This window comes from Roseburia inulinivorans DSM 16841 (assembly GCF_000174195.1).
GTDB lineage: Bacteria > Bacillota > Clostridia > Lachnospirales > Lachnospiraceae > Roseburia > Roseburia inulinivorans.
Map to the genome: position 1 here is coordinate 1 of NZ_ACFY01000113.1, position 21,758 is coordinate 21,758.

Sequence of the window (21,758 nt, forward strand, 5' to 3'; positions counted from 1 at the left end):
ATATGGCGAGATAGCTCAGTTGGCTAGAGCACATGGTTCATACCCATGGTGTCGAGGGTTCGACTCCCCCTCTCGCTACTAACAAAAAGCTTTGAGATTTTCTCGAAGCTTTTTTCGTGTAACAGGAAATTACGGTGAAATGTTCCTGATACATAGAAACGCAGTTTTGCAATAAGAAATCAAAGTTACATAAAAATCCTTTTCTAATTTAGTCGAAAAAAGGTTTTCTTTTATACTTTTATGTGGTAAAATGATAAAGAATACGGCAGAAAGACCGTGGAGACAAGGAGTAGCATGAAAATGACAAAGAAATGGGAAGTAACGGTAAATGGAACAAACAATGTGATTGAGTACAAGGCAGGATTTGGAGCAAAGATTCTGGTGAATGGTCAGGCGTACAAGGTGAAATCACAGAACTGGTGGGTGATGATGGTGGATTATCCAATTATGATCGATGATACGGAAATTCGTGTTGTGGCAATCGGAAATAAAGTTGATCTTGCTGTGAACGGAGTATATCAGGGCAGCGGCGAGCAGTATCAGCCATTGCATAAAACACCGACAATGTGTAATGTGTTTATCGGGATCAGTTGTATCGCTGGATTTCTTCTTTGCGGATGGTTGGGTTTACTGATCGGAGCTTTATTTGGAACAGTTTATGTAAGACAGGGACTGGCAGGTAAGATGGGGAATGTTGTCGGCGCTTTTGTTGGATGTACGGTAATACAGCTTTTGATCATGGTCATTGTAGTATTTCTTCAGCTTGCATAGTAAAGGACGGTTTACATATGGAACAGGGAAACTATGGAGAAAACTTTGACAGAGGATATGAGGAGCAGGCGAGACCGAGACAGCAGGTGATCGTGATCGGGGAACCGGTTCCGGATAAGAGAACGACCAAGAACCTTGCAATCTGTTCGCTGGTACTTGGAATTCTTGCGATTGTATTCAGCTTTTTGCCTTATATTGGAATTATTCTTGCACTGATCGCATTGCCACAGGGAATTGTAAGTCTTGTGCAGAAGCGGCCGGGCAAAGGACTTGCGATTGCAGGGATTATTACAGGAATATTCGGAATATTATTGTCGATATTGTTTATTTTGGTGTATGTTGTTGCGGTACTTGCTTTATAATACCGGGATAGGATAAAGAGGTTATTACAGAAAGAATGTCAGCTTTGTGTAGTAACCTCTTTTTCTACCTATTGACATTTTTTCTCTTATTGTTACAATGAAGTTAGTTAATACTAACTAACAAAATACATACATTATGAATAGAATACGAAATTGTAAAATTGATTGAGGACTTAAAGAAAATAACTGAAATAAAGTTTGCAATTACTTATTAATAATAAGAGAGGAAGGTGTCTTATGAATTTGTCAGTATTTTATGGAATTTTAATTCCGTTTTTGGGTACGTCGCTTGGTGCAGCGTGCGTATTTTTTATGAAACATGATATGAGCGAACGGTTGTCCCGTATCCTTACCGGGTTTGCTGCGGGGGTGATGGTGGCAGCATCCATCTGGAGTTTACTGATCCCGGCGATGGATCAGTCGGAAGAGATGGGAAAGTTTGCGTTTGTTCCTGCAGTTGCAGGTTTTTGGGGAGGCATTCTGTTTCTGCTTCTGTTAGATCACATTATCCCGCATTTACACAGGTACAGTGTCAGCGCAGAGGGACCAAAGAGCAGATTGCAGAGAACTACCATGATGGTGCTGGCCGTCACGCTGCATAATATTCCGGAAGGAATGGCAGTCGGGGTTGTGTATGCAGGATATCTGGCTGGAAATGCAAAAATCACAGTGGCGGCAGCTATGGCATTGTCAATAGGGATCGCAATCCAGAACTTCCCGGAGGGGGCGATTATTTCCATGCCGCTAAGGGCCGAAGGGATGAAAGTGTCAAAGGCTTTTGCAGGCGGTGTGCTTTCGGGGATTGTGGAGCCGGTCGGTGCAATGCTCACAATCCTTGCAGCTGGATATATTGTCCCGGCTCTGCCTTATCTGTTAAGCTTTGCAGCCGGAGCGATGATCTATGTGGTTGTGGAGGAACTGATCCCGGAAATGTCCCAGGGGGAACATTCCGACCTTGGAACGATCTTTTTTGCAGTGGGATTTACGGTGATGATGTCGCTGGATGTGGCTCTTGGGTAAAAATAACAGAATAGAGACAGTGAAAAAGAAATTCCTTTCCGGATGTGAAGGGAGTTTCTTTTTTTACACAGATGGATTGTGGACATACCAGTGACAAAACATTGTGCATTTTTTAACAAAATCATTGACAATAATACTTATGCAATGTATGTTATAGATAGAATGTTTTATAAATAACAATCTGGTTATACCAGAGAGTAGACACTGGAAATCTGATATGGAAACATGGGATAGCCGGAACATAGAAGAAGGGAAGAGGGAGAATAGATGAAAGACTTTAAAGTGATTGAGGTAAAACGGAGTATTTTTGAAGACAACAATGCGGATGCTGACAAATTACGCGCAGAATTAAAGTCAGAGGGGACATTTTTGTTAAATCTTATGTCTTCTCCGGGCGCAGGAAAGACAACGACATTAAAACGCACGATCTCCATGCTCAAAGACGAGATGAAGATTGGTGTCATGGAAGCAGATATTGACTCTGATGTGGACGCACAGGCGATCAGTGAGACCGGTGTGCGTGCCATCCAGATCCATACAGGCGGAATGTGCCATCTGGATGCGGACATGACAAGGCAGGGAATCCGGGAGTTCGGAACAAAAGACCTTGATTTTGTTGTGCTTGAGAACGTAGGCAATCTGGTCTGTCCGGCAGAGTTTGATACCGGAAGTACAAAGAATGCCATGATCCTTTCCGTGCCGGAAGGGGATGACAAACCTTTAAAATATCCATTAATGTTTTCTATCTGTGATGTGGTTCTCATTAACAAATGTGATACATTAAGTGTTTTTGATGATTTCAGCAAAGAGGCTGTGAAAGAACGCATCTTGAAATTAAATCCAGATGCAAAGATTTTCTTTGTCTCAGCGAAGACAGGAGAAGGTTTTGATGAGTGGGCGGACTGGATCCGCACTGAGATTTCTGAATATCAGAAATAAGTGAAAGCAGAATAAAATATTTTTTTACAGGAGCCGGCAGAGTGACGGCTCCGCATATAAGGAGGAAGAAATGGCAGATCCATTGGGAAATTTTGTACCGGAATTTATTGAAAACGAAGTAGAGAGAGAAGCTATTGTAAAGCTTGCTAAAATGATCACAGACCGTGTTCCGCAGAAACTTGGAATGAAAAAGATCACAAAGTATGATCCGGAGTACTGGGGATTATCTGCAATGTGTACAGATGAGATGGCAGAGATCGCACTGAAAATGGGTGTTCGTAAGCCAAAGACATTAGATCAGATGGTAAAGCTGACAGGCATTGAGAAAAAGCACTTGGAAGAGGTTTTACAGCAGATGGCTGTGAATGGTGTGATCGAGTATAATTGGGAAAATCCACAGCATGAGAAACAGTATGTACTTCCAATGTTTGTACCGGGAAGTGCTGAGTTTGGAAATATGAACCTTCAGATGTTAGAGGAACATCCGGAAGTAGGACGTTTCTTCGAGAGAATGAGCCGTCTGCCACTGGAAAAGGTAACACCTATGGTACCGGAAGGAGGAGCCGGCATCGGTATGCATGTTATTCCGGTCGAGAAAGCAATCTCTATGGAGAACCAGTCTATTTCCATTGAGCATATTTCACACTGGCTGGATAAGTATGAAGGAAAGTATGCAGCAAGCCCATGTTCCTGCCGCCGCTCCCGCCAGACGTATGAAGAAGGATGTGCGGATGATCCGGAGAGCTGGTGCATCGCAGTCGGCGACATGGCTGATTATGTTGTTGAGACGAATAAGGGCGGACGTTACATCACAAGAGAGGAAGCATTAGATATCCTAAAGAAGGCAGAGGAGAATGGATTTGTCCACCAGATCACCAATATCGATGGTGAGGACAAGATTTTTGCGATCTGTAACTGTAATGTGAATGTCTGCTATGCACTCCGTACTTCACAGTTATTTAATACACCGAATATGTCCCGCTCTGCCTATGTTGCTAAGGTTGAGACAGAGAACTGCGTAGCCTGCGGACGATGTGTGGAATACTGTCCTGCAGGTGCAGTAAAACTTGGACAGAAACTCTGCAGAAAAGACGGTTCTGATGTGGAATATCCAAAACATGTCCTTCCATCTGAGAAAAAATGGGGACCGGAGATGTGGGATGAAAACTACCGTGATAACAACCGCATCAACTGCTATGACACTGGTACAGCTCCATGTAAGACAGCCTGTCCGGCGCACATTGCAGTTCAGGGTTATCTGAAAATGGCAGCGCAGGGAAGATATCAGGATGCGCTGGCGCTGATCAAGAAAAACAATCCGCTCCCGGCAGTCTGCGGACATATCTGTAACAGACGCTGTGAGGATGCATGTACCAGAGGAACGATCGATCAGGCAATTGCGATCGATGAGGTAAAGAAATTTATCGCAGCCCAGGATCTGAAGGCTGAGACACGTTACATTCCAGAGAAAGTTGTCCCATCTGTCAGAGGATATTTTGAGGAGAAAATCGCGATCATCGGTGGTGGCCCTGCCGGTTTATCCTGTGCCTTCTATCTGGCTGAAAAAGGTTACAAACCTACTATTTTTGAGAAAAATGAGCGTGCCGGCGGTATGCTGGTATACGGTATCCCATCCTTCAAATTAGAGAAAGACGTTGTGCAGGCAGAGATCGATATCATCAAGGAGATGGGCGTTGAGATCAGAACCGGAGTGGAAGTCGGAAAAGACATCACATTAGATGAACTCCGTGCGCAGGGATACAAAGCGTTCTACATTGCGATCGGATGCCAGGGCGGAAGACTTCCGGGCATTCCTAACGATACTGCAAAAGGATGTTCTTCTGCAGTTGACCTCTTAAAAGAAGTCAATGCAAATGAGAAATATGACATCAAAGGTGATGTTGTTGTCATCGGTGGCGGTAACGTTGCGATCGACGTTGCAAGAGATTCCAAGAGATGCGGCAGTGACAGCACAAAAGTCAACATGTTCTGTCTGGAATCCAGAGAGACAATGCCGGCTTCCGTGGAGGAGATCGAGGAAGCAGAGTCCGAAGGAATCGTTGTAAATCCGGGATGGGGACCAAAGGAAGTTCTCGTGGATGAGAACGGTGAAGTGCGCGGAATCGTTTTAAAGAAATGTTTATCTGTAAAAGATGCAGACGGAAGATTCAATCCACAGTATGATGAGAACCAGCTTTTGACAGTAGAATGTAAGCATGTATTCTTCTCCGTAGGTCAGTCGATCGTATGGGGCGACTTATTAAAGGGAAGCAAAGTGGAATTTGGACGCGGCAACGGAGCGGTTGCAGATGCGCTTACTTACCAGACAGCAGAGCCGGATATCTTCGTTGGAGGAGATGTATACACCGGTCCTAAATTCGCAATTGATGCGATCGCAGCCGGAAAACAGGGTGCAATCTCCATCCATCGTTTTGTACAGCCACATTCGAGCCTTACGATCGGACGTAACAGAAATGATTTCATCGAGTTAGATAAAAACGATATCAAAGTGGAAAATTATGACAACTCCAGCCGTCAGATACCGGGACATAATGCTTCCATCGATACAAAACATTCCTTCCGTGATGCAAAGCTTGTATTTACAGAGGAACAGGTCAAAGCAGAGACAGCGCGCTGTCTTGGATGTGGCGCTTCTGTGGTTGACCAGAATAAATGTATCGGTTGTGGTATCTGTACAACGAAGTGTGAGTTTGATGCGATCAAGTTACATAGAGATCTGCCTGGATGCAGCAAGATGGTTCCAAGTGAAGATAAGTTGAAATATATCCTTCCGAATGGAGCAAAACAGGCGATTAAGATTAAATTCTCCAAGAAGAAGTAAGGATTGTAAAACTTAAATTATATTTGTTCTAGAGGAGTTTTATAAATAATTCATTCGTGAAGAATTTACGGAGAGGAATAAAATGCACGAACTGGGAATTATTGTACATGTTATGCGTACCGTGGAGGAAGTGGCTGCTGAGAACAATCTCACAGAGATCAGATCCGTGACCTGTGAGATTGGAGAAGTCAGCGGCGTTGTCCCGGAATACATGATAGACTGCTGGGGCTATGCAAGAAGCAGATCAGAGCTTTTAAAAGACTCAGAATTAAAAATCGAGATCATACCTGGTGTTACCATGTGTGAGGACTGTGGAAAAACCTATTCCACAGTCCAGTATGCAAAAATATGTCCGCACTGTGGAAGCAGTGCCACGTATCTTCTGGAAGGAAACGGATTCAGTATCAAGGAGATTGAAGGGGCATAACAAAAAAATATTGATAGTAAAAACCTCACTGGCTGAGTATAATCTGCTGGTGAGGTTTTTCTATAAAAAGTAAAAATACACAGAGACCAAATCCACTTCTCATGCATCTAATCTATGTAAACAAGTAAAAAGCCGGCAGAAAGGATGCTGTGCCACGGACAAGTCAGTGGAAACAGCGCAAAATAAAATGACAAAAGAAACATTAGGACAATTGATTATTGGTTCCGAGGAAACAATGTATCGTATTGCAAAGTCTCTGCTCTACAATGACGCAGACTGTGCAGATGCGATACAGGAAGCCATTGTAAAAGCATTTGCAAAATTACATACATTAAAGGATGACTCGTATGCAAAAACATGGCTCATCCGCATTGTGATGAACGAGTGTTATGCGATCATGCGCAAAGAGAAAAAAATTATTTCCCTGCAGGATTATCAGATGAACGAGCAGGAAACGGAATCCAAAGACTATTCAGATTTATATGAAGCGATTTTCCATTTGCCAGAGCAGATAAAACTGTGCGTCACACTGTATTATATGGAAGGGTACAGTGTGAAAGAGGTCGCAGCATTGTTAGATACGACAGAGAGTGCAGTAAAAAACAGGCTGGCAAAAGCGCGGGGAAAATTAAAAGAAGCGCTGGCAGATTGAGACATAGTGATGATCCATTGGAACAGACATACAAAAACACGGATATCGAATGAAAAATAATAAATTTCGTATCGTTTGGATAGCAGGAAAGGCGGTAACAGTATGAGATTAGAAGATATGAGAGAACAATTTCCGAAAATGCCGGAGAGCATGAAGCGGATGATTGAGCAGGAAGTTGCAGTGCAGATCGGGCAGGAGAAAGAAAATGACAATCCAAAAGTTGTAACTTATAAGAAAAGAAAGAAAAAACAATGGCACACCGTATGCTGGTGGCATCTATGGTGGCTGCTCTGGCACTTGCAACAACGGTCTGTGCAGGTGTTGCTTACCAGATGCATAATCAGAAGGTTGGAAAATATGGCTTAAAAACACAGATTGAAGGACCACAGACAGCGGCAGAAAGTACGGAGAATATGGCAGATCAGACGACAGAAGAGAGAGCGGGTAAAGCAGCCGAATATGTCAGACTGGAAATCTCTTATCTGCCGAAAGGTATGGTGCAGTCAGAGGAAGGAAAATTCAGTTTTGAAGATAATTATATGCAGGGTGGAGTCAGCATGATCGTGTACCAGCTGACACCGGAAAAAACAATAGCAGACATTGAAAATACAGGCATTGCTGTGAGCGAGGAAACCAGCATCGGTGGCAGACCGGCAGTTTACATGGAAACAGCTCCTGCCGAGGGTGATTCAGCAGAAAATTCTTCTACAGAAGGAACTGCGAATGAAAATACAACCGGTGCAAAAAAAATATATATGATTTACGCGGAACACAACTACCTCCTTGAGATGTTCATTTTCCCGGATGTGACAAAAGAAGAAGCATTCCAGATCGCAGAGGGTGTTTCCATTACTCCGACAGAAGAAACGAGAGGAGAGAATGTTATGCAGGTGTGCAGTTGGAATGACATGGAAAATGAGGCAGGAAAAGGAGAACCGGAAACGGATGAATCAGAAACATTGATGACATTTCCAAAAGAGAAAATGAAAAATATACACCTCATTGGCGGTGAGATTTCTCTGGATCAGAACGGAATTGAAGCAACACCGGGACTTACAGCAATCGTTTCCGATGTAACAATTTCCGATAATATCAGCAGTTTGTCAGAAAATATGCTGGAGGATGATACAAAAGCAGCATTTGACACAGACGGTAATTTATTGCCAATGAAAGTGGAATATTTAAAGAGCGGAGACGGTATCAACACAGTTGATGAAGTTGTGGAGACCAAAGAGATTCCAATGAAAATTGTTTCAGTGACAGTGGATTATAAAAATAATGGAAAGACGGCACTTTCCAATGTAATGTTTAACGGCGGCATTGCACTTCTGGCAGAATATGGAGAAAACATGCAGTTTGACGCATACATGAATGAAAAACCGGGAACAGGCGATATATGGGATTGCGTAAACGAAGAATCTATTGGATTTAGTCAGGAAGTTTATTTATCGGATGTTCATGGAGGAGAACGCCACAACAACTACATTAATACGATAAATCCAGGTGAAACCGTCACCGTGCGTATGGCATTCAAAGTGCCGGAAGAAAAATTAAATGAGATGTACTTCACCTTAAGCAATTATGGTGGCAGCCATTTCTATGATGAGACAAGCTTACAGCTTGGGTATGTGGATATCAGACAGTAGAAAATTTTTATGAGAAAACCCTCGCATCCAGTTTTAAGAAGCTGTTTGCGGGGGTTCTTTTTAAGTTTGCCGTCACCTATATACAAATCTAATTTATAGAAAAGGAACCATATAAACTGGCAGACAAAGAATGTCAGAGTCCTTAGCCAAATCTTTGGTATACACAAGATACTTATCAAGTATACGATCAGAATATTTTTTGCAAAATTCATCAAGAGATTTATGTGTTTTGTATCCGCTTGACTTTACTTCAATCGGACATATTTTATTTCTACTTGCAAGAAGAAAATCAATTTCATAATTATGCCGCGAAGTTTCATTGAAAAAGGTATAATAAAATAATTCATTGCCATTACAAGTAAGGATTTGGGCAACTATATTTTCATAGAGATATCCGAGATTTGTATTGAGCGTATCATTTAATAGTTTTTCGTATATTATATTTTCTGTAAAGTCTTTGTCCTTGAACATCAATGTAGTAAAAAGTCCGGTGTCGCAGAGGAACAGTTTAAATTTACAAAGGTCTTTATTAGTTGACATTCCAGCATTTGGATCATTGGCATGATATGAAACAAGAACAATTTTTGAATCTTTTAATTCGGCAATTAATTCTAATATACTATCGGCTCGGTCATTTGCCAGTACACTGGAAACTTGATATCGTGCAGCATTTTTATTTAGCTGGGCAGGAATTGCATCAAAAAGAAGTGAAAGCTTTCCTGTTGAGTCTATTTTCTTGAAATCATCCTCATAAAGATTTAAAATATCACGTTTTATGGTATCGACTTTTCGAAAATTATTTGTCTGGAGATATTCATTTACAGCCTGTGGCATTCCACCAACAAGCATATACAGTCTGAAGTCTCTCATTAATTTCCGATGTAATTTATCTCCGATTGGATGGCGGGAGTCAAAGAGTTTTCTTACTAAGGCGGTGGTTGTATGATCACCTAAAGCCCATAAGAATTCTTCGTAATCCATGGGATACATAGAGAGTTTTCTTTCTTCACTCGGAATAAGGATGTTCTGTATGTTCTTTTTTATGGAAATCAGTGAACCGGTTTCTATATAGTCATATCTGTGGTCTTTTACTAATGATTTAATTGCCTGTCTTGCAAGTGGACATAGTTGAACTTCATCAAAGATAATTAGAGAATTTCTTTCGTGAAGATCAACCTTGTATTGTAACTGAAGCTGTAAAAAAAGATAATCTAAATCGGAAATGTCTTCAAAAAGAGCTTTGATACTTTTGGATACAGTTGAAAAATCAATTAATATATAGCTTTGATATTCATTCTTAGCAAAAGATTCCACAACCGTAGATTTTCCAATTCGCCGCGCACCTTCGATTAACAATGCTGTATTTCCGTTGGATTCTTCTTTCCAGGATAGTAGTTTACTGTATATTTTTCGCTTAAACATAGATCCTCCAAACAAAATCGCGTTTTTTATTTTGATATATTACCACAAAATCGCACTTTTTATTCTATTATATTACCACAAAATCGCACTTTTTCAATCATTTATTTGGAAACAAAGTGTCTTCAGCTTGTGTTTGATATTGACAGTTTCTGTGCCTGCGATGGCAAAAGCAGAGACAATATGGGCAAATATAAATTGAAAAGTCCTGTGATTTAAACTATCATAAAAGATATATCGGCAGACATTTTTATAGATGGAGAAAAGAGAGTATTGTATGAAGGAAACAAAAGTTTATCCGCAGTCAGAAGCAGATCAGGATTTTGCAAAATTACTAAAGAATATACGGACAGAAGAAAAGGTATCATTAGACCAGTTAGCGATGGGATTAATGAGTGCCAGCCAGCTTGTGAAAATTGAAAACGGAGAGCGCCCCATTAATAAAAATATCAGAGACAGATTGTTAGAGAGGCTTGGTATAGCGAAAGAATTATACGAAAACCTGTTAGATTTATGCGATTTCGAAGAATGGGATTATAAGAAGAAGATTTTATCTGCGATTCAGAATAAAAAAATAGAGGATGCATATCGTTTGCTTAAAGAATATAAGGCACATTTAAGGGAAAATGATAGAATAAATCATCAGTTTATTTTGGCAATGTGGGGAGAAGTTTTGAAACAGGAAGGGGCTTCGAAAGAAAAAATTGCTGAATGCTATCGGAAAGCCGTAATACTTACAATACCGGATGCAGAAAAAGTATGGTGGGAGAAAAGACCATTATCGGTATTGGAGATGAATCTGCTATTGGAAACAATTATATATGGAAACAACATGGATTATTTGCATAAATGCAGAGTGCTCATGGAGTATATAGACACAGGATATTATGATGAAATTATGAAAGCAAAAATATATCCTAAAATTGTTTATTATTATCTGAAAAAGCAGATTTTATTTAAAGAGTATTGGAATATGGAAACACAGACTGAAAATTTGAAGATATGTGAAAAAGCTATTGACAAATTAAGAGATGCCGGGCGGACATATTATCTGGTCGAACTGCTGGAAATAGAAATACAAATATTAGAGACAATGCCAGAGGATGCAGTTACAGAGCATTTAGAAAAAAATGAGGCAGATAAGATAAATGCAAGAGAATTAATGTCTGTGATTAAAAACTTGTATGCAGAGTATGAAGTTCCGGCATATATGCAGGATTGCACCTACTTTTACCAACAGAAGTGGATCTTTAGTATGAAAGATGTGCTGCGAACCCGCAGGGAAATGTTCGGATTAACGCAGGAGCAGCTCTGTGAGGGAATATGTTCTGTAAAATCACTTCGCAGGGCGGAAAAAGGACAGACAGATATGCAGAGGGAAACACTCAAAAAATTATTAAACAGACTGGGACTGTCAGGACAAATGCAGTGGTCACGACTTATCACAAGTGACCGCGAAGTCATAAGAATGGCAGAAGAACTGGCAGATTACATCAATGACCGGAAGTTTTCTGTGGCAAGTAAACAATTGGAAAGCCTGAAATCACGGATTGATCTGGATATTCCGCAGAATAAACAATATTTTTTAGAGAAGCAGGCATTACTAGAGTTTGAACAGGGAAAAGTAACGAGAGAAGAATTTGTAAAGATGGAAAAAGAGGCTCTGGAATGTACGCTGCGTGCGGAAAATCTTTATAGGAAAGAGAACGTGTATCTGACAGAGAGGGAAATAATCTGTATTAGCAATAGCTGGAAAGGGATGGAGGGAAAAGAGAAAAGGGAATCTATTAATTTAATACTTAGACTTTATGATAACTATGCTTTAAATAATGGATTGTCACAGGCAATTTCAGTGTATGAAATTGTAACTGAAGCTGCTGTAAATGAACTTGGAAATAATGGGGAACATGTGAGGGCAGAAGAAATAGACAGAAAATCAATTAAGGTAAGCTTATCGTGTAGAAGGGTGTGGGATATTCATTATAAAATATATGATATATTATGGAATGAGAAAGAAATACAAAAGAAAAACAAAGAAAAAAAACGGAATATGGAAATGACCGATGGATTAATGAAATGCATATCCATCAGTCATTATGTGAAACAGCCTTTTTACGAAAAAATATATAGAGAAAAAATGATTAACCTTTATATTCAGGATAATTAGGAATATCATTATATGGGGCAATAGATTCTATATATTGTATGAATGGAATTTCAAAGTTACGAGAAGGTAGCTTTGATTGAATAATGCAAATAAGTACTAGTGTGATAAATAATTTTGAAATAAATTTTTGGACAATTCTGTCCCTTGATTGGAAAGCAATAATATATTAAATTGAAGTTAAATAGAAATACGTATTTTATATGGAGACTATCATGGAAAAAGAACCATCAAATTTATAATTCAGATCAGATAAAAATTGTTAATACTAATGATGAACTAATTCAGTTTACAGATTTGAAAAAAGATACAAGAATTTCTATGAGATTATGGATAAAGGAAAAGACTTTATATAATGATATGGATAGGCTGGATATTGTTACATTGATTCAGTGCTGTGAATGAAAAGGTCATATATCTTTCCATTACCAGGTATTATAAAGGGGACACAAAATGAAAAGCTATATAAAAATTGTAAAAGCAATGTTTTCTGGTAATAAAAGAGTATTAGCAGAGGCTTTTTCTGTTATGGTGATATTGCTTGCACTTGAGATGACAATCCCGGTATGTGTGAATAAAATGATAGACAGTCTTGCAGTGGAAAATGGAATTGTCACTTTTTTGGGAGGAATCTTTCTATTTGCCTGTGCATATGGAATCGTTTGTTTTTTATCAGCACTTAATACAAAATTATATATTCGTATTGGCAAACATCGGTGTACAAGGGGTACAAACGAGATAAAATAGAAATGAGGGGCGATAGAGCGGAAATGTCAGATTTTCCACTCTATCTGAACACGGTCGCTGGTGGCCTTGATCGTAGAGATCAAACCATCGGCGGCTTTTCTTTTGTCGTCAAAATCTATGCTGTCCCAGTTGTCGAGATAATAGGATAACTTCTTTATCTGCTGGGGCGATATGGTTTCAACGCTCAATTCAGCGATTGCCTTTGAAATGGTCTGGCGTCGGGTGTCCAGTTCTTCAATTTTTTTGTTGGCGTAGGCAAGCAAGGTCGCATTGGCTCCGGTCAGCGTATCCAGCAGCTTTTCAATTTCTGCCTCCACCTGTGCCAGCTCCACTTGATAGGTGGTCAGCTTCGGATTGACTTTTTCCTCCCTGCCGTGGAGTATCTGAAAGTCTTTGAACTTCTCCTGCATGGCCGAGAAAATGAATTGCTCAAATTCTTCTTTGCGGATTTTCCCGCAGCCCGGACAGCCTTTGTTTTCCGTCCGTTTGGTACAGCGGAAATAGCCGGTGCTGTTTGGTACATGGGTGGCTTTCAGAGCATACCCACAATGCCCGCATTTGATTTTTCCGGCCAGCCAAGTATTTTTCGGTTTCCGTCCCTGCTGGAAGGTGGTATTTGCCATAAGTTTTTTCCGGCATTTAAGCCATGTGTCAGAGGAAATGAGTGCTTCGTGGGGAGCGATAACAAGTATCTGGTCTTTTAAGCACCTGTCCTTGTCCTCCTTCACATCCCGCCCCTGATAGAGATAGCAGCCGTTTGTTCCGGCAAAGTCGGAAGCGTCATTGACAATCGCTGCGCCCTGGCTCTTGAAAAATTCGTACAGCTCCAAATCGGCCTGTGCGTAAACGGGGTTTCTTAAAAGCTGGGAAAGAAATGTACGGAACATGGATTTGCCATAAATTTTTATGTCATGTTCCTCGAAGTATCGGGTAATATCTCCGAAGGAGGTTTCCGGTTCAGCGTACATTTCAAACATCAGCCGAACATGGTCGGCGGCTACGGGGTCGGCAACCATTTTCTTTGTGCGGATACCCTCTACCACAGTAGGCTCTAACTGATAACCGTATGGTGCCTGTCCGCTCATGTGAAAGCCTTTCAGGCACCGGGAATAGTAGGCGTCTGTGACACGCTTCTGAATTGTCTCACGTTCAAGCTGGGCGAATACAATGCAGATATTCAGCATGGCCCGGCCCATCGGGGTCGAAGTATCAAACTTTTCCGTGGAGGATACAAACTCCACATCGTACTCTTGAAACAGCTCCATCATCGTTGCAAAGTCCAGAATAGAGCGGCTTATACGGTCCAGTTTATACACGATGACCCGCCTGACCTTTCCCTTGCGGATCTCGCCCAACAGCTTTTGAAACTCCGGCCTGTCCGTATTTTTACCGGAATAGCCTTTGTCCTTGAATACCCGGCAGCTCCCACCTTTCAATTCATACTTGCAAAAGTCAATCTGACTTTCAATGCTGATACTGTCCTTGCGGTCTACTGACTGTCTTGCGTAAATACAATCTTCTCTGATAAATTCCATATTGGGCTCCTTTCCTTGTTGGAATGGAGCTACCAACCTTACAACTATATTATACCATCAGCAGCCCCGGACAACAATGTTGCGAATGATTAGGGAAATCTGTCTCCATATTTGCGGAACACCTCATAAAGACAACGCTCAATTTCTTTTTTGCGCTGTGCTTTCTCCTTCGGGGGAAGTACCGGCGTGAGGCTTTCCAGCACAATGATCTTCCCTTGAAATGCGACAGACTTTGTTTCTCGTTCATAAGTGACAGCTTGCGTCATTGAAAACCTCCTTTGCGAAAGTGCGTGTATATGCCTGCCTTTCCCACTTGTCCCGTGGGGAAATGTCAAAAGACGGCACCCAGCAGGTGCCGCCCTTTGAGCTTTCTCCACTTCGGGTCGATGTGACCCGAGGTCAGTAAGGACTGGAATGGTACTTTTCTTTGGCGTCCTCCACGCTGTTGAGGTCAAATACTTCATAAAGCTGCCCCACAACACGCCGTATATCCTTCTTTGAAAATCCGCAGTCCTCCATTGCCATAATGACATAACCACGGCAGGCGTCATTGCTCCATTCGTCCGGTTCCAAGCCGGGGATCATTCCAAACGCATTTCCCATAAAGTGCTCCTTTTTTTGAAAAGATGGGGAGCCACGCCGGATTGGTTGGCCTATCATCAGACAGCATTGCCGGGGGCTCCCCATAGGTTTTCACTTCATTTCAGACACACCGGACGGGCATAGGCTTCATGCCCCATAGTATTTCAACTCTCCCCATTCTGATGGCAAGGCGTTCTCATTGCCTGCGACGGCTCACGGCTTACAAGGCCGCTTCAACGCTCGGACTGTGACTAAACGCAAGTATCCGGGTTCTGCGCCTGTTCCGGTGGAGCCAGCCTTGCCCCACCTATGGCATGGACCTGTTCGCTCGCTCAGTTTTACAAAGACTGTATTCTCTGAAATCCGAGGTCATGGCGGGTCTGTCACACAGCGCGTTTCCCTTCGTATCCGGGTGTCTTTTTATTCAATTTTCAATCTGCATGAGGCTTGTCTGAACCTCGGGCCATTGTGACCCGAAGTGTTTTGCCTCTCATAAGCCATTTCATTTTCCGGCCTAAATCGGTACGCCTTACAAAGAATTTTTCAAAATTTTTTCTAAGTGCCGCAGACCTCGCTCGATTGCGACACGAACCACTTTTTCATGGACGCCCTCTGCCCGGGCAATATCCTGTTTGGTCATGCCGAGAATGAAATGAGCGTAAATCCGTTTTGCCTGTTTGTTCGGCAGACTGGCAATCGCCGCATGAAGCTCCTGCATGGTCACTTTCCGCTCATACAGTTCATGGGGAGATAAGGCGACAAAGACAGCTTCATGCTCCAGCCCGTCATCCCGATCAAGGGAATAGTAGGCTTTGTGGCGGTATGTACGCAGCCGGTAGGCAGCCTCTTTACGATCAAACTCTTTGAACATTTCTGCAACTTCTTCCGATACTTCCATGAAGCAATCTGATGTATAGAATGGGTAATAGTCCCGCAAATTGATAATAGCCATATTGACCTCCGTTTCGGTTGTTGGTTGACGAGCGACCGAAGCGGAGGGCGGCGGAGAGCGACACCGGGGTTGGACTTCGGGCCAAGTTGGCCCGAGGCAAAGCAAAAGAAATGCGCCCGCACAGCAAGACACTATGCAGACGCATGAAATTACATTATCATAATTGTACTGATATATTGTACCTTCATAGCCAGACTGTCCCGGAGGGGGAGCTACGCTTTTTTTAGCTGGTGAAGGTCATGGGAATTGTGAGAAAGTAAGATGGACACGGCGACACCCTCCTATGGGCCGCCGTGGGGTTACTGAATATCCAAAGAGAAACGGCGGCTCTGAAAATTGAGCCGCCGTTTCAAATAGACGTATTGATAGGCTGCTGTACGACGGCTTTTTTTCTTTTGCCGTCGTGCGGCAGATAGATGGTTTATTTAGTTATGGCTTGCATTACCTATGGGCTGATTTCCAGACATTCCGGCCTGTGTATGCTCGTCAAATTCCTCTTGACTGTATTTCTCGATGCCAGTTAATGTTCCGTGATGTTCGCTGTTCAAGTGGCCGTAATCACGAACGGTATAAATGTCTATTGTGCCAACACCACTTCCAAGCGTTCTCATTTCGCCTTGGAATTTTCCGCTGGTGAGGCTTTCACCATTAGAAGTGAGAACATCCCGGAAATAGCGGACTTCCTCACCATTGAAATACCACTGATCTTTTTCGGCATCATAGGTTACTCCAAATGCCTCATACTCTGCAACGAGCTTTGCAGTTTCGCTATCTTCAAGCGGCGTTCCTGCCATAGCAACGGATGTGCTGTTTTTCAACGCCTCAATATCCCGTGCGTCAAATTCCTGCTGAGTAAACTCTTTTAAGCCAATCAGTTTACCCGCCGGATCAACGGAGCCGTCAGCCGCTTTTGAAAAGCTCTCTAAATCCCGTACAGCATACACATCTACTGTGCCGTTCTCATTTAGAAAATCAATACCGGCGGTTTCGTTGTTACTGATGGGATAATAGTCCTCAAACCAGCGAACCAAATTCCCGTTATAGGTAAGTTCATCTTTGACCGCGTCATAGGTCATCCCGTATTGTTCATAAGGTGCAAACATTTTTTCTTTGTCTGCGGCGGAGAGTGACGAGCTGTCCTCGCTGTTTCCCAGCGCCTCAGAACCGCCAAGAGGTTGACTGATTTCTTCCTTGATAACGGGATTACCTTGTTCCTGGCTGTTCTGTGGTGTCGTACTGCATCCAGCCAAACAGCCTAACAAGAGCATGGACGCAGCGCATAATGCCATTCTTCTCATAGTGTTTACCAATCCTTTCTTTGAATGTACCCCAAGTATAGCAAAGCATTTTGGGATACCTTTGGGATTAGTTTGTGATTTATGTGTAGTTAAAAAAAGCGGCAGGTTGTTCACCTGCCGCTGATTGTCCGCTAAATCGTGAAGAAGAATTTAACACCGTTTTCTGTGTTGCAAGCCTCACAATAGCTGTTATGTTGTTGTAAAATTCTTTGAACCATATAAAGCCCTAAGCCGCTGCCGCCTGTTCTTCTACTGCGGGATTGCTCCATACGATAAAAAGCGTCAAACAATTTGGGAATATCATCTTCTGGTATATGTGTACCTGTGTTCTCTACGGAGAACAAAAAGCGTCCGTTGGTATTTTGTAAAATAATATCAACGCTTGCTCCATGCGGCGAATACTTTACAGCATTTGAAATCAAATTGGAGAACACCTTTTCAATCAGTAATTTGTTCACATTGATAAAAGCGGGAGACTGTATAGCAAGATGTATTTGTAGCTCTTTTGTTGCCACTAAATCATCAATCTCCCTCAAATAGCCATGTATCATGGGAGCGCAATCAAAATGCTCCATTTTGAAATCGACATTGGTTTCCAGCCTTGAAATCGTTAATATTTCCTGCACCATCGTTTCAAGCGTAGCTGCAACTTCCAAGGATCGGGCAAGATACTTTTCGTGGTCTTTATATGCCCCTATACCCAATAGCATCCCCTCTAATTGACCCTTGATAATGGTGATAGGGGTTTTCAGTTCATGGGAAGCGGAAGAAAAGAAATCCTGTTGTGCCCGTTCCAGCGCCTTTTGATGTTCAATATCCTTTTGGAGCTGGAGATTTGCACTTTGCAACTCCTCCAAGGTAGCAGATAGTTTCCGGGACAGCGTATTCAAGCTATTCTCCAGTACACCCAGCTCGTCAGAACGGCGTTCCTCAAGTTGCCATTCCAGCCGCATATCAGACATCTCTTTAGAAATCCGACTGATTTTTAATACCGGGTTTGTAATGATACGAGAATACACCCAAGCAGTTGCCAACGATACAAGGAGAATAACGCAAAACAAAATCGGTAATACGCTTACAAATGATTGCCGCAGTTCTGCGATTTGAGAGGCTTCTCCATAAACTGTTAAAATATATTGGTTATTATCATCTGCAAATGAGAAGTAATAGCTGTTGGATATAATCGGCGCACTTTCATAAGATGCTCCGCCAAGAGCCTCCCCGGTGATCCCATCGTTAAAGCTATTTTGGTTAGACGGTGTTTCCACCAGAACACCATCAGCAGTATAAAGCTCCACCATGCTAATTGTCGTGTTTTGAAGAAACTGATCAAAAAGTCCGCCGCTATCCTGCATACGGATATGTTCTAATTCATAAATAAAGTCGCTTGTCTGTTCATCTAATGCCGCATTGAGATTGTTAGAATAGGTTTGAGGCATATACCAAGCCAAAACGCCATAGACAAGAAAGCTCACGCAGAGCAAAACTGCCACAGTCAGAATAAAGACTTTAGCAAACAGACTGCCTTTAATTCTCTTTATCAACTTTATATCCCACCCCTCTGATTGTTTGAATGAAATCTATTCCCAATTTTTTTCGTAGATTTTTGATATGGGTATCAACAACACGCTCGTCCCCATAAAAATCATATCGCCACAGCTTATCCAACAAGTTCTGCCGGGTCAATATCCGGCCCTGATGGGTCAGCAGTTCCCGCAGTATTTCAAATTCCTTTTGTGTCAGTTCAAAATTAGCTCCGTCCACGGTGGCGGTGTAGCTGTCACAGTTCAAAAGCAAATTGCCATAAGTAATGATTTGATACTTTTCATCTGTTTCCCGGTTACTGCGCCGAAGTACAGCCGCAATTTTGCGGAGCAGGACAGGCATAGAAAACGGTTTTGTGATGTAGTCATCCACCTGCAAATCCAATCCTTTAATCTGATCTTCTTCTCCGCTTAATGCGGTTAGCATAATGATAGGAACATCAGATTGCTTGCGTATCAATTCACAGACACCGTAACCGTCAATTTTGGGGAGCATAATGTCCAACACAATCAAGTCATATCGTTCTCCCGCAAATAAAGATAGTGCCTCGACACCATCATTTGCAACAGCTACTTCATATCCTGCTTCTTGTAAAAAATTCTGTAAAAGTTCTTGAATATCAAAATCGTCCTCAACGACTAAAATCCTTTGCATAATAACACCTCCAAAGATAGCGTATCATAGATTTTTGTGATTAAAGTGTAGTTTTCAAATTTTCTTTCTGTTATTATACCTTGTCCGTGTAACATCGGCAACCTTGCCGACGGGCAATAAAATACTACTAAAACATAAAATCGTGTTTCGTTCTCATAGTCAAACCCGAAATGTAAAATAATATAGGGGTGATATGAGAATGTACCAAGACACCAGACGGCTTGACTTCCACGCATTAGGCCGGGAGATCAAGCGCAAGAGAGAGGCAAAAGGTTGGACGCAGGAATATCTTGCACAGCTTGTAGACCGTACCCCACGCTCTATCATGTATTTTGAAAACCGGGGTCAGCATCCAAGCCTGAATACCTTTTACCAAATCGTCACCTTGCTGGATATTTCCGTAGACCAATTCTTTTATCCTGACAGGCAAAATAGCGAAAGCGACTGCCGCCAGCACATTGATAGACTGCTCAACTCAATGGACGAAAAGGAATTGACGGTCATGGAGGCCACAGCAGAGGGACTACAAAAAGCCAGAGAAACGGAGGTCATGTAAAAGGGCCTTCGTTTTTCTGGCTTTTTGGAGTACTTTTCGGGGGTTCCGCTAAATGGCAAGCAATGCCTCTGTGGCCACAAGTGGCACAAAGGCGGCTTGTTGGGGCTCGCCCCAAACCCGTATCTTCGGGTCAACATGGCCCGAAGTGTCAGCGTCGCTTTGCTCCTTGTTTTCATAACCTTAACGCTCCTTTTCCTGCTTTCTTCCCGGTTCGGTGTAGCCCATCAGAGTGTCAATGTTCGCTTTGATCGTGACGATCTCCTGCATATCCCGTCGTGTCTTTTGATATTCTCCATAGAGCTGTTTTTCTTTGCTGTGAGCTTACGGCCTTCCTCCTTCAGCACATCCATTTTGGGGAGCTTCGCCCCGCCCAGCAGAGAGCGCATTTCCGCTTGTGCAACCCGGTACAGTTCAAGGTCGGCCTCATGCTCCGCAAGGAATTTCCGGCTGTACTTCGTCGCCTTATACTGCTCAAAGACTGGGCGGGTTTTGGCATACTGAACCGTTGCGGCCTTTAGCCCGGCATTGGTTTTCATGGCCTGTTCCGTCTGCTTGATCTGCTCGGAAATGGCATGAAAACGGTCTGCCGCCTCGGTGGCTTTCTTCGCCAACTGCTCATAATCGGTCAGGTTATTGTCCTGTATATAGGCAAGAGCGGCGGCCATCTGCTTAATGTTAAATACCTTCACCCAGCGTTCATATCCCGGCCCCTTACCGGCAGCCAGCTTCGCTTGAATATCCACCGCCAGACTGATTTTCCGTTCCGAGTGCCCGGGGCGTTTTTCTTTGCCCTCAATGGCGGCCAGAACATCTTGCAAGTCGTAGCCGTCCCCCAGCGTGGAGGCACGCAGACGGGTGAAGCGTTCCTGCCCTTGCCCGGTCAGCCGGAAACTGATACCACCGCCCCGAACCTTCTTGACCTCATACCCGGTCCGCTTCATCAAATTGAGAAATTCGTCCAAATCAGCGGGGCGTTCCGCCAACGCAGTATCAATGGCAAGGCGCAGCCTGTCCTGATAGGAAAGCGGCCCTTTCCGGTCTTTCTGCCACTCTCCATAGTTCCGATACTTGCCCTTGCTCCGGGGCTTCGGGTTCTCCACGATGGATAGCTCGTTTTCAAGGCACAGCCTGTCAGAGAGCCGCCGAAGGGCGAAGCTGGAGCCCCAAAAATTTCGGAATTTCCGGGTGCAGTCAAGGGTGGTGGAGTTGTAATAAATGTGACAATGGATGTGCTGCTTATCGGTGTGCGTGGTAACGATAAAAGCGTGCCGCCCCTTTGTCCAGCGCATAGCCAGCTCATAGCCGATACGGTTCGCCTCCTTCGGGGTGATCTCGCCCGGATAGAAGGATTGTCGTATCTGATAGCACAGCACATTATTTTCTTTCTTCTGTTCCCGGCCCGTCATAGCGGCATAGCTGGCCTTTGCCAAAAGGAACTCGTCCGCCACGGTGGCCGGATCACATTCATAAGCGGAGATATACTTTCCGCTTTCTGTTTTCTCCGGGTCCTTGCCATAGTCCAGACAATCCCGGATAGCCTCAGCAATCGTTTCGCCTTCGCCCGCATGGCGCTGTAACAAAGTTGTGGTAGCCAAAAATCATTCCTCCTTTCCATGAGAAAGGGGCGGTCCATTCAGACCGCCCCGA

At 43.0% G+C, this 21,758-nt stretch carries 20 protein-coding genes, 1 tRNA gene and 1 pseudogene; 13 read left to right on the forward strand and 9 right to left on the reverse strand.

What is annotated here, in order from left to right; genetic code table 11:
• The first annotated feature begins 4 nt into the window (after positions 1-4).
• The 10 genes from ROSEINA2194_RS12755 to ROSEINA2194_RS12795 all read left to right on the forward strand — a co-directional run bounded on the left by ROSEINA2194_RS12755 (position 5) and on the right by ROSEINA2194_RS12795 (position 8,659).
• Positions 5-78, forward strand: a tRNA-Met gene (locus ROSEINA2194_RS12755).
• A 222-nt stretch (positions 79-300) separates the two neighbouring features.
• Positions 301-771, forward strand: coding sequence for a hypothetical protein (locus tag ROSEINA2194_RS12760; RefSeq protein WP_044928023.1), 471 nt, complete (start codon positions 301-303; stop codon positions 769-771).
• Positions 772-788: 17 nt separating this feature from the next.
• Positions 789-1,133 carry a DUF4190 domain-containing protein gene (locus ROSEINA2194_RS12765; RefSeq protein WP_007887782.1) on the forward strand — a complete coding sequence of 115 codons (345 nt, stop codon included), beginning with the start codon at positions 789-791 and terminating at the stop codon, positions 1,131-1,133.
• A 237-nt stretch (positions 1,134-1,370) separates the two neighbouring features.
• Entirely contained in the window at positions 1,371-2,153 is a 783-nt protein-coding gene (locus ROSEINA2194_RS12770) for a ZIP family metal transporter (protein ID WP_007887783.1), read from the forward strand.
• A gap of 267 nt (positions 2,154-2,420) precedes the next feature.
• Positions 2,421-3,092, forward strand: a complete 672-nt coding sequence (gene hypB, locus ROSEINA2194_RS12775; protein WP_007887787.1) for a hydrogenase nickel incorporation protein HypB — start codon at positions 2,421-2,423, stop codon at positions 3,090-3,092.
• A 70-nt stretch (positions 3,093-3,162) separates the two neighbouring features.
• Positions 3,163-5,934, forward strand: a complete 2,772-nt coding sequence (locus ROSEINA2194_RS12780) for an FAD-dependent oxidoreductase (RefSeq protein ID WP_007887789.1) — start codon at positions 3,163-3,165, stop codon at positions 5,932-5,934.
• A gap of 82 nt (positions 5,935-6,016) precedes the next feature.
• Positions 6,017-6,361 carry a hydrogenase maturation nickel metallochaperone HypA gene (locus tag ROSEINA2194_RS12785; protein WP_007887798.1) on the forward strand — a complete coding sequence of 115 codons (345 nt, stop codon included), beginning with the start codon at positions 6,017-6,019 and terminating at the stop codon, positions 6,359-6,361.
• A 187-nt stretch (positions 6,362-6,548) separates the two neighbouring features.
• Positions 6,549-7,013, forward strand: coding sequence for an RNA polymerase sigma factor (locus tag ROSEINA2194_RS12790; protein WP_044927979.1), 465 nt, complete (start codon positions 6,549-6,551; stop codon positions 7,011-7,013).
• A gap of 102 nt (positions 7,014-7,115) precedes the next feature.
• Complete coding sequence (locus tag ROSEINA2194_RS21210) at positions 7,116-7,379, forward strand: hypothetical protein (RefSeq protein ID WP_007887801.1); 264 nt, start codon at positions 7,116-7,118, stop codon at positions 7,377-7,379.
• Entirely contained in the window at positions 7,265-8,659 is a 1,395-nt protein-coding gene (locus tag ROSEINA2194_RS12795; RefSeq protein WP_044927982.1) for a hypothetical protein, read from the forward strand. The genes ROSEINA2194_RS21210 and ROSEINA2194_RS12795 overlap by 115 nt, the downstream gene beginning before the upstream one ends.
• A gap of 93 nt (positions 8,660-8,752) precedes the next feature.
• On the opposite strand, the gene ROSEINA2194_RS12800 is transcribed toward ROSEINA2194_RS12795, so the two are convergent.
• A complete protein-coding gene (locus ROSEINA2194_RS12800) occupies positions 8,753-10,081 on the reverse strand; it encodes an ATP-binding protein (RefSeq protein ID WP_007887806.1) in 1,329 nt (442 codons plus the stop codon).
• Between the two features lie 274 nt (positions 10,082-10,355).
• Between ROSEINA2194_RS12800 and ROSEINA2194_RS12805 the strand changes: the two genes are divergently transcribed.
• Positions 10,356-12,245, forward strand: a complete 1,890-nt coding sequence (locus ROSEINA2194_RS12805; protein WP_044927983.1) for a helix-turn-helix domain-containing protein — start codon at positions 10,356-10,358, stop codon at positions 12,243-12,245.
• 450 nt (positions 12,246-12,695) lie between these two features.
• Positions 12,696-12,989, forward strand: coding sequence for a hypothetical protein (locus tag ROSEINA2194_RS12815; RefSeq protein ID WP_007887824.1), 294 nt, complete (start codon positions 12,696-12,698; stop codon positions 12,987-12,989).
• A 26-nt stretch (positions 12,990-13,015) separates the two neighbouring features.
• Here the strand turns inward: ROSEINA2194_RS12815 and ROSEINA2194_RS12820 are convergent, their stop codons facing one another.
• The 7 genes from ROSEINA2194_RS12820 to ROSEINA2194_RS12845 all read right to left on the reverse strand — a co-directional run bounded on the left by ROSEINA2194_RS12820 (position 13,016) and on the right by ROSEINA2194_RS12845 (position 19,555).
• On the reverse strand, positions 13,016-14,524 hold the full coding sequence (locus ROSEINA2194_RS12820; protein ID WP_044927987.1) for a recombinase family protein: 1,509 nt from the start codon (positions 14,522-14,524) through the stop codon (positions 13,016-13,018).
• Positions 14,525-14,613: 89 nt separating this feature from the next.
• Positions 14,614-14,790 carry a hypothetical protein gene (locus ROSEINA2194_RS21215; RefSeq protein ID WP_165483719.1) on the reverse strand — a complete coding sequence of 59 codons (177 nt, stop codon included), beginning with the start codon at positions 14,788-14,790 and terminating at the stop codon, positions 14,614-14,616.
• A gap of 133 nt (positions 14,791-14,923) precedes the next feature.
• Entirely contained in the window at positions 14,924-15,127 is a 204-nt protein-coding gene (locus ROSEINA2194_RS12825) for a hypothetical protein (RefSeq protein WP_044927990.1), read from the reverse strand.
• Positions 15,128-15,635: 508 nt separating this feature from the next.
• The gene (locus ROSEINA2194_RS12830; RefSeq protein WP_044927992.1) at positions 15,636-16,058 is read right to left on the reverse strand and encodes an RNA polymerase sigma factor; all 423 of its coding nucleotides are present in this window, start codon (positions 16,056-16,058) and stop codon (positions 15,636-15,638) included.
• A gap of 425 nt (positions 16,059-16,483) precedes the next feature.
• Complete coding sequence (locus ROSEINA2194_RS12835; protein WP_252832634.1) at positions 16,484-17,368, reverse strand: hypothetical protein; 885 nt, start codon at positions 17,366-17,368, stop codon at positions 16,484-16,486.
• Positions 17,369-17,487: 119 nt separating this feature from the next.
• Positions 17,488-18,900: a sensor histidine kinase gene (locus tag ROSEINA2194_RS12840; RefSeq protein ID WP_007887834.1), complete on the reverse strand. Its 1,413-nt coding sequence runs from the start codon at positions 18,898-18,900 to the stop codon at positions 17,488-17,490.
• Positions 18,884-19,555, reverse strand: coding sequence for a response regulator transcription factor (locus tag ROSEINA2194_RS12845; RefSeq protein WP_007887836.1), 672 nt, complete (start codon positions 19,553-19,555; stop codon positions 18,884-18,886). The genes ROSEINA2194_RS12840 and ROSEINA2194_RS12845 overlap by 17 nt, the downstream gene beginning before the upstream one ends.
• 199 nt (positions 19,556-19,754) lie before the next feature.
• On the opposite strand from ROSEINA2194_RS12845, the gene ROSEINA2194_RS12850 reads away from it, so the two are divergent.
• Positions 19,755-20,111 (forward strand): helix-turn-helix transcriptional regulator, encoded by a 357-nt coding sequence (locus ROSEINA2194_RS12850; protein ID WP_007887838.1) that lies wholly within the window; start codon positions 19,755-19,757, stop codon positions 20,109-20,111.
• 180 nt (positions 20,112-20,291) lie between these two features.
• On the opposite strand, the pseudogene ROSEINA2194_RS12855 reads toward ROSEINA2194_RS12850, so the two are convergent.
• Positions 20,292-21,706, reverse strand: a pseudogene (locus ROSEINA2194_RS12855) (relaxase/mobilization nuclease domain-containing protein).
• Between the last annotated feature and the right edge of the window lie 52 nt (positions 21,707-21,758).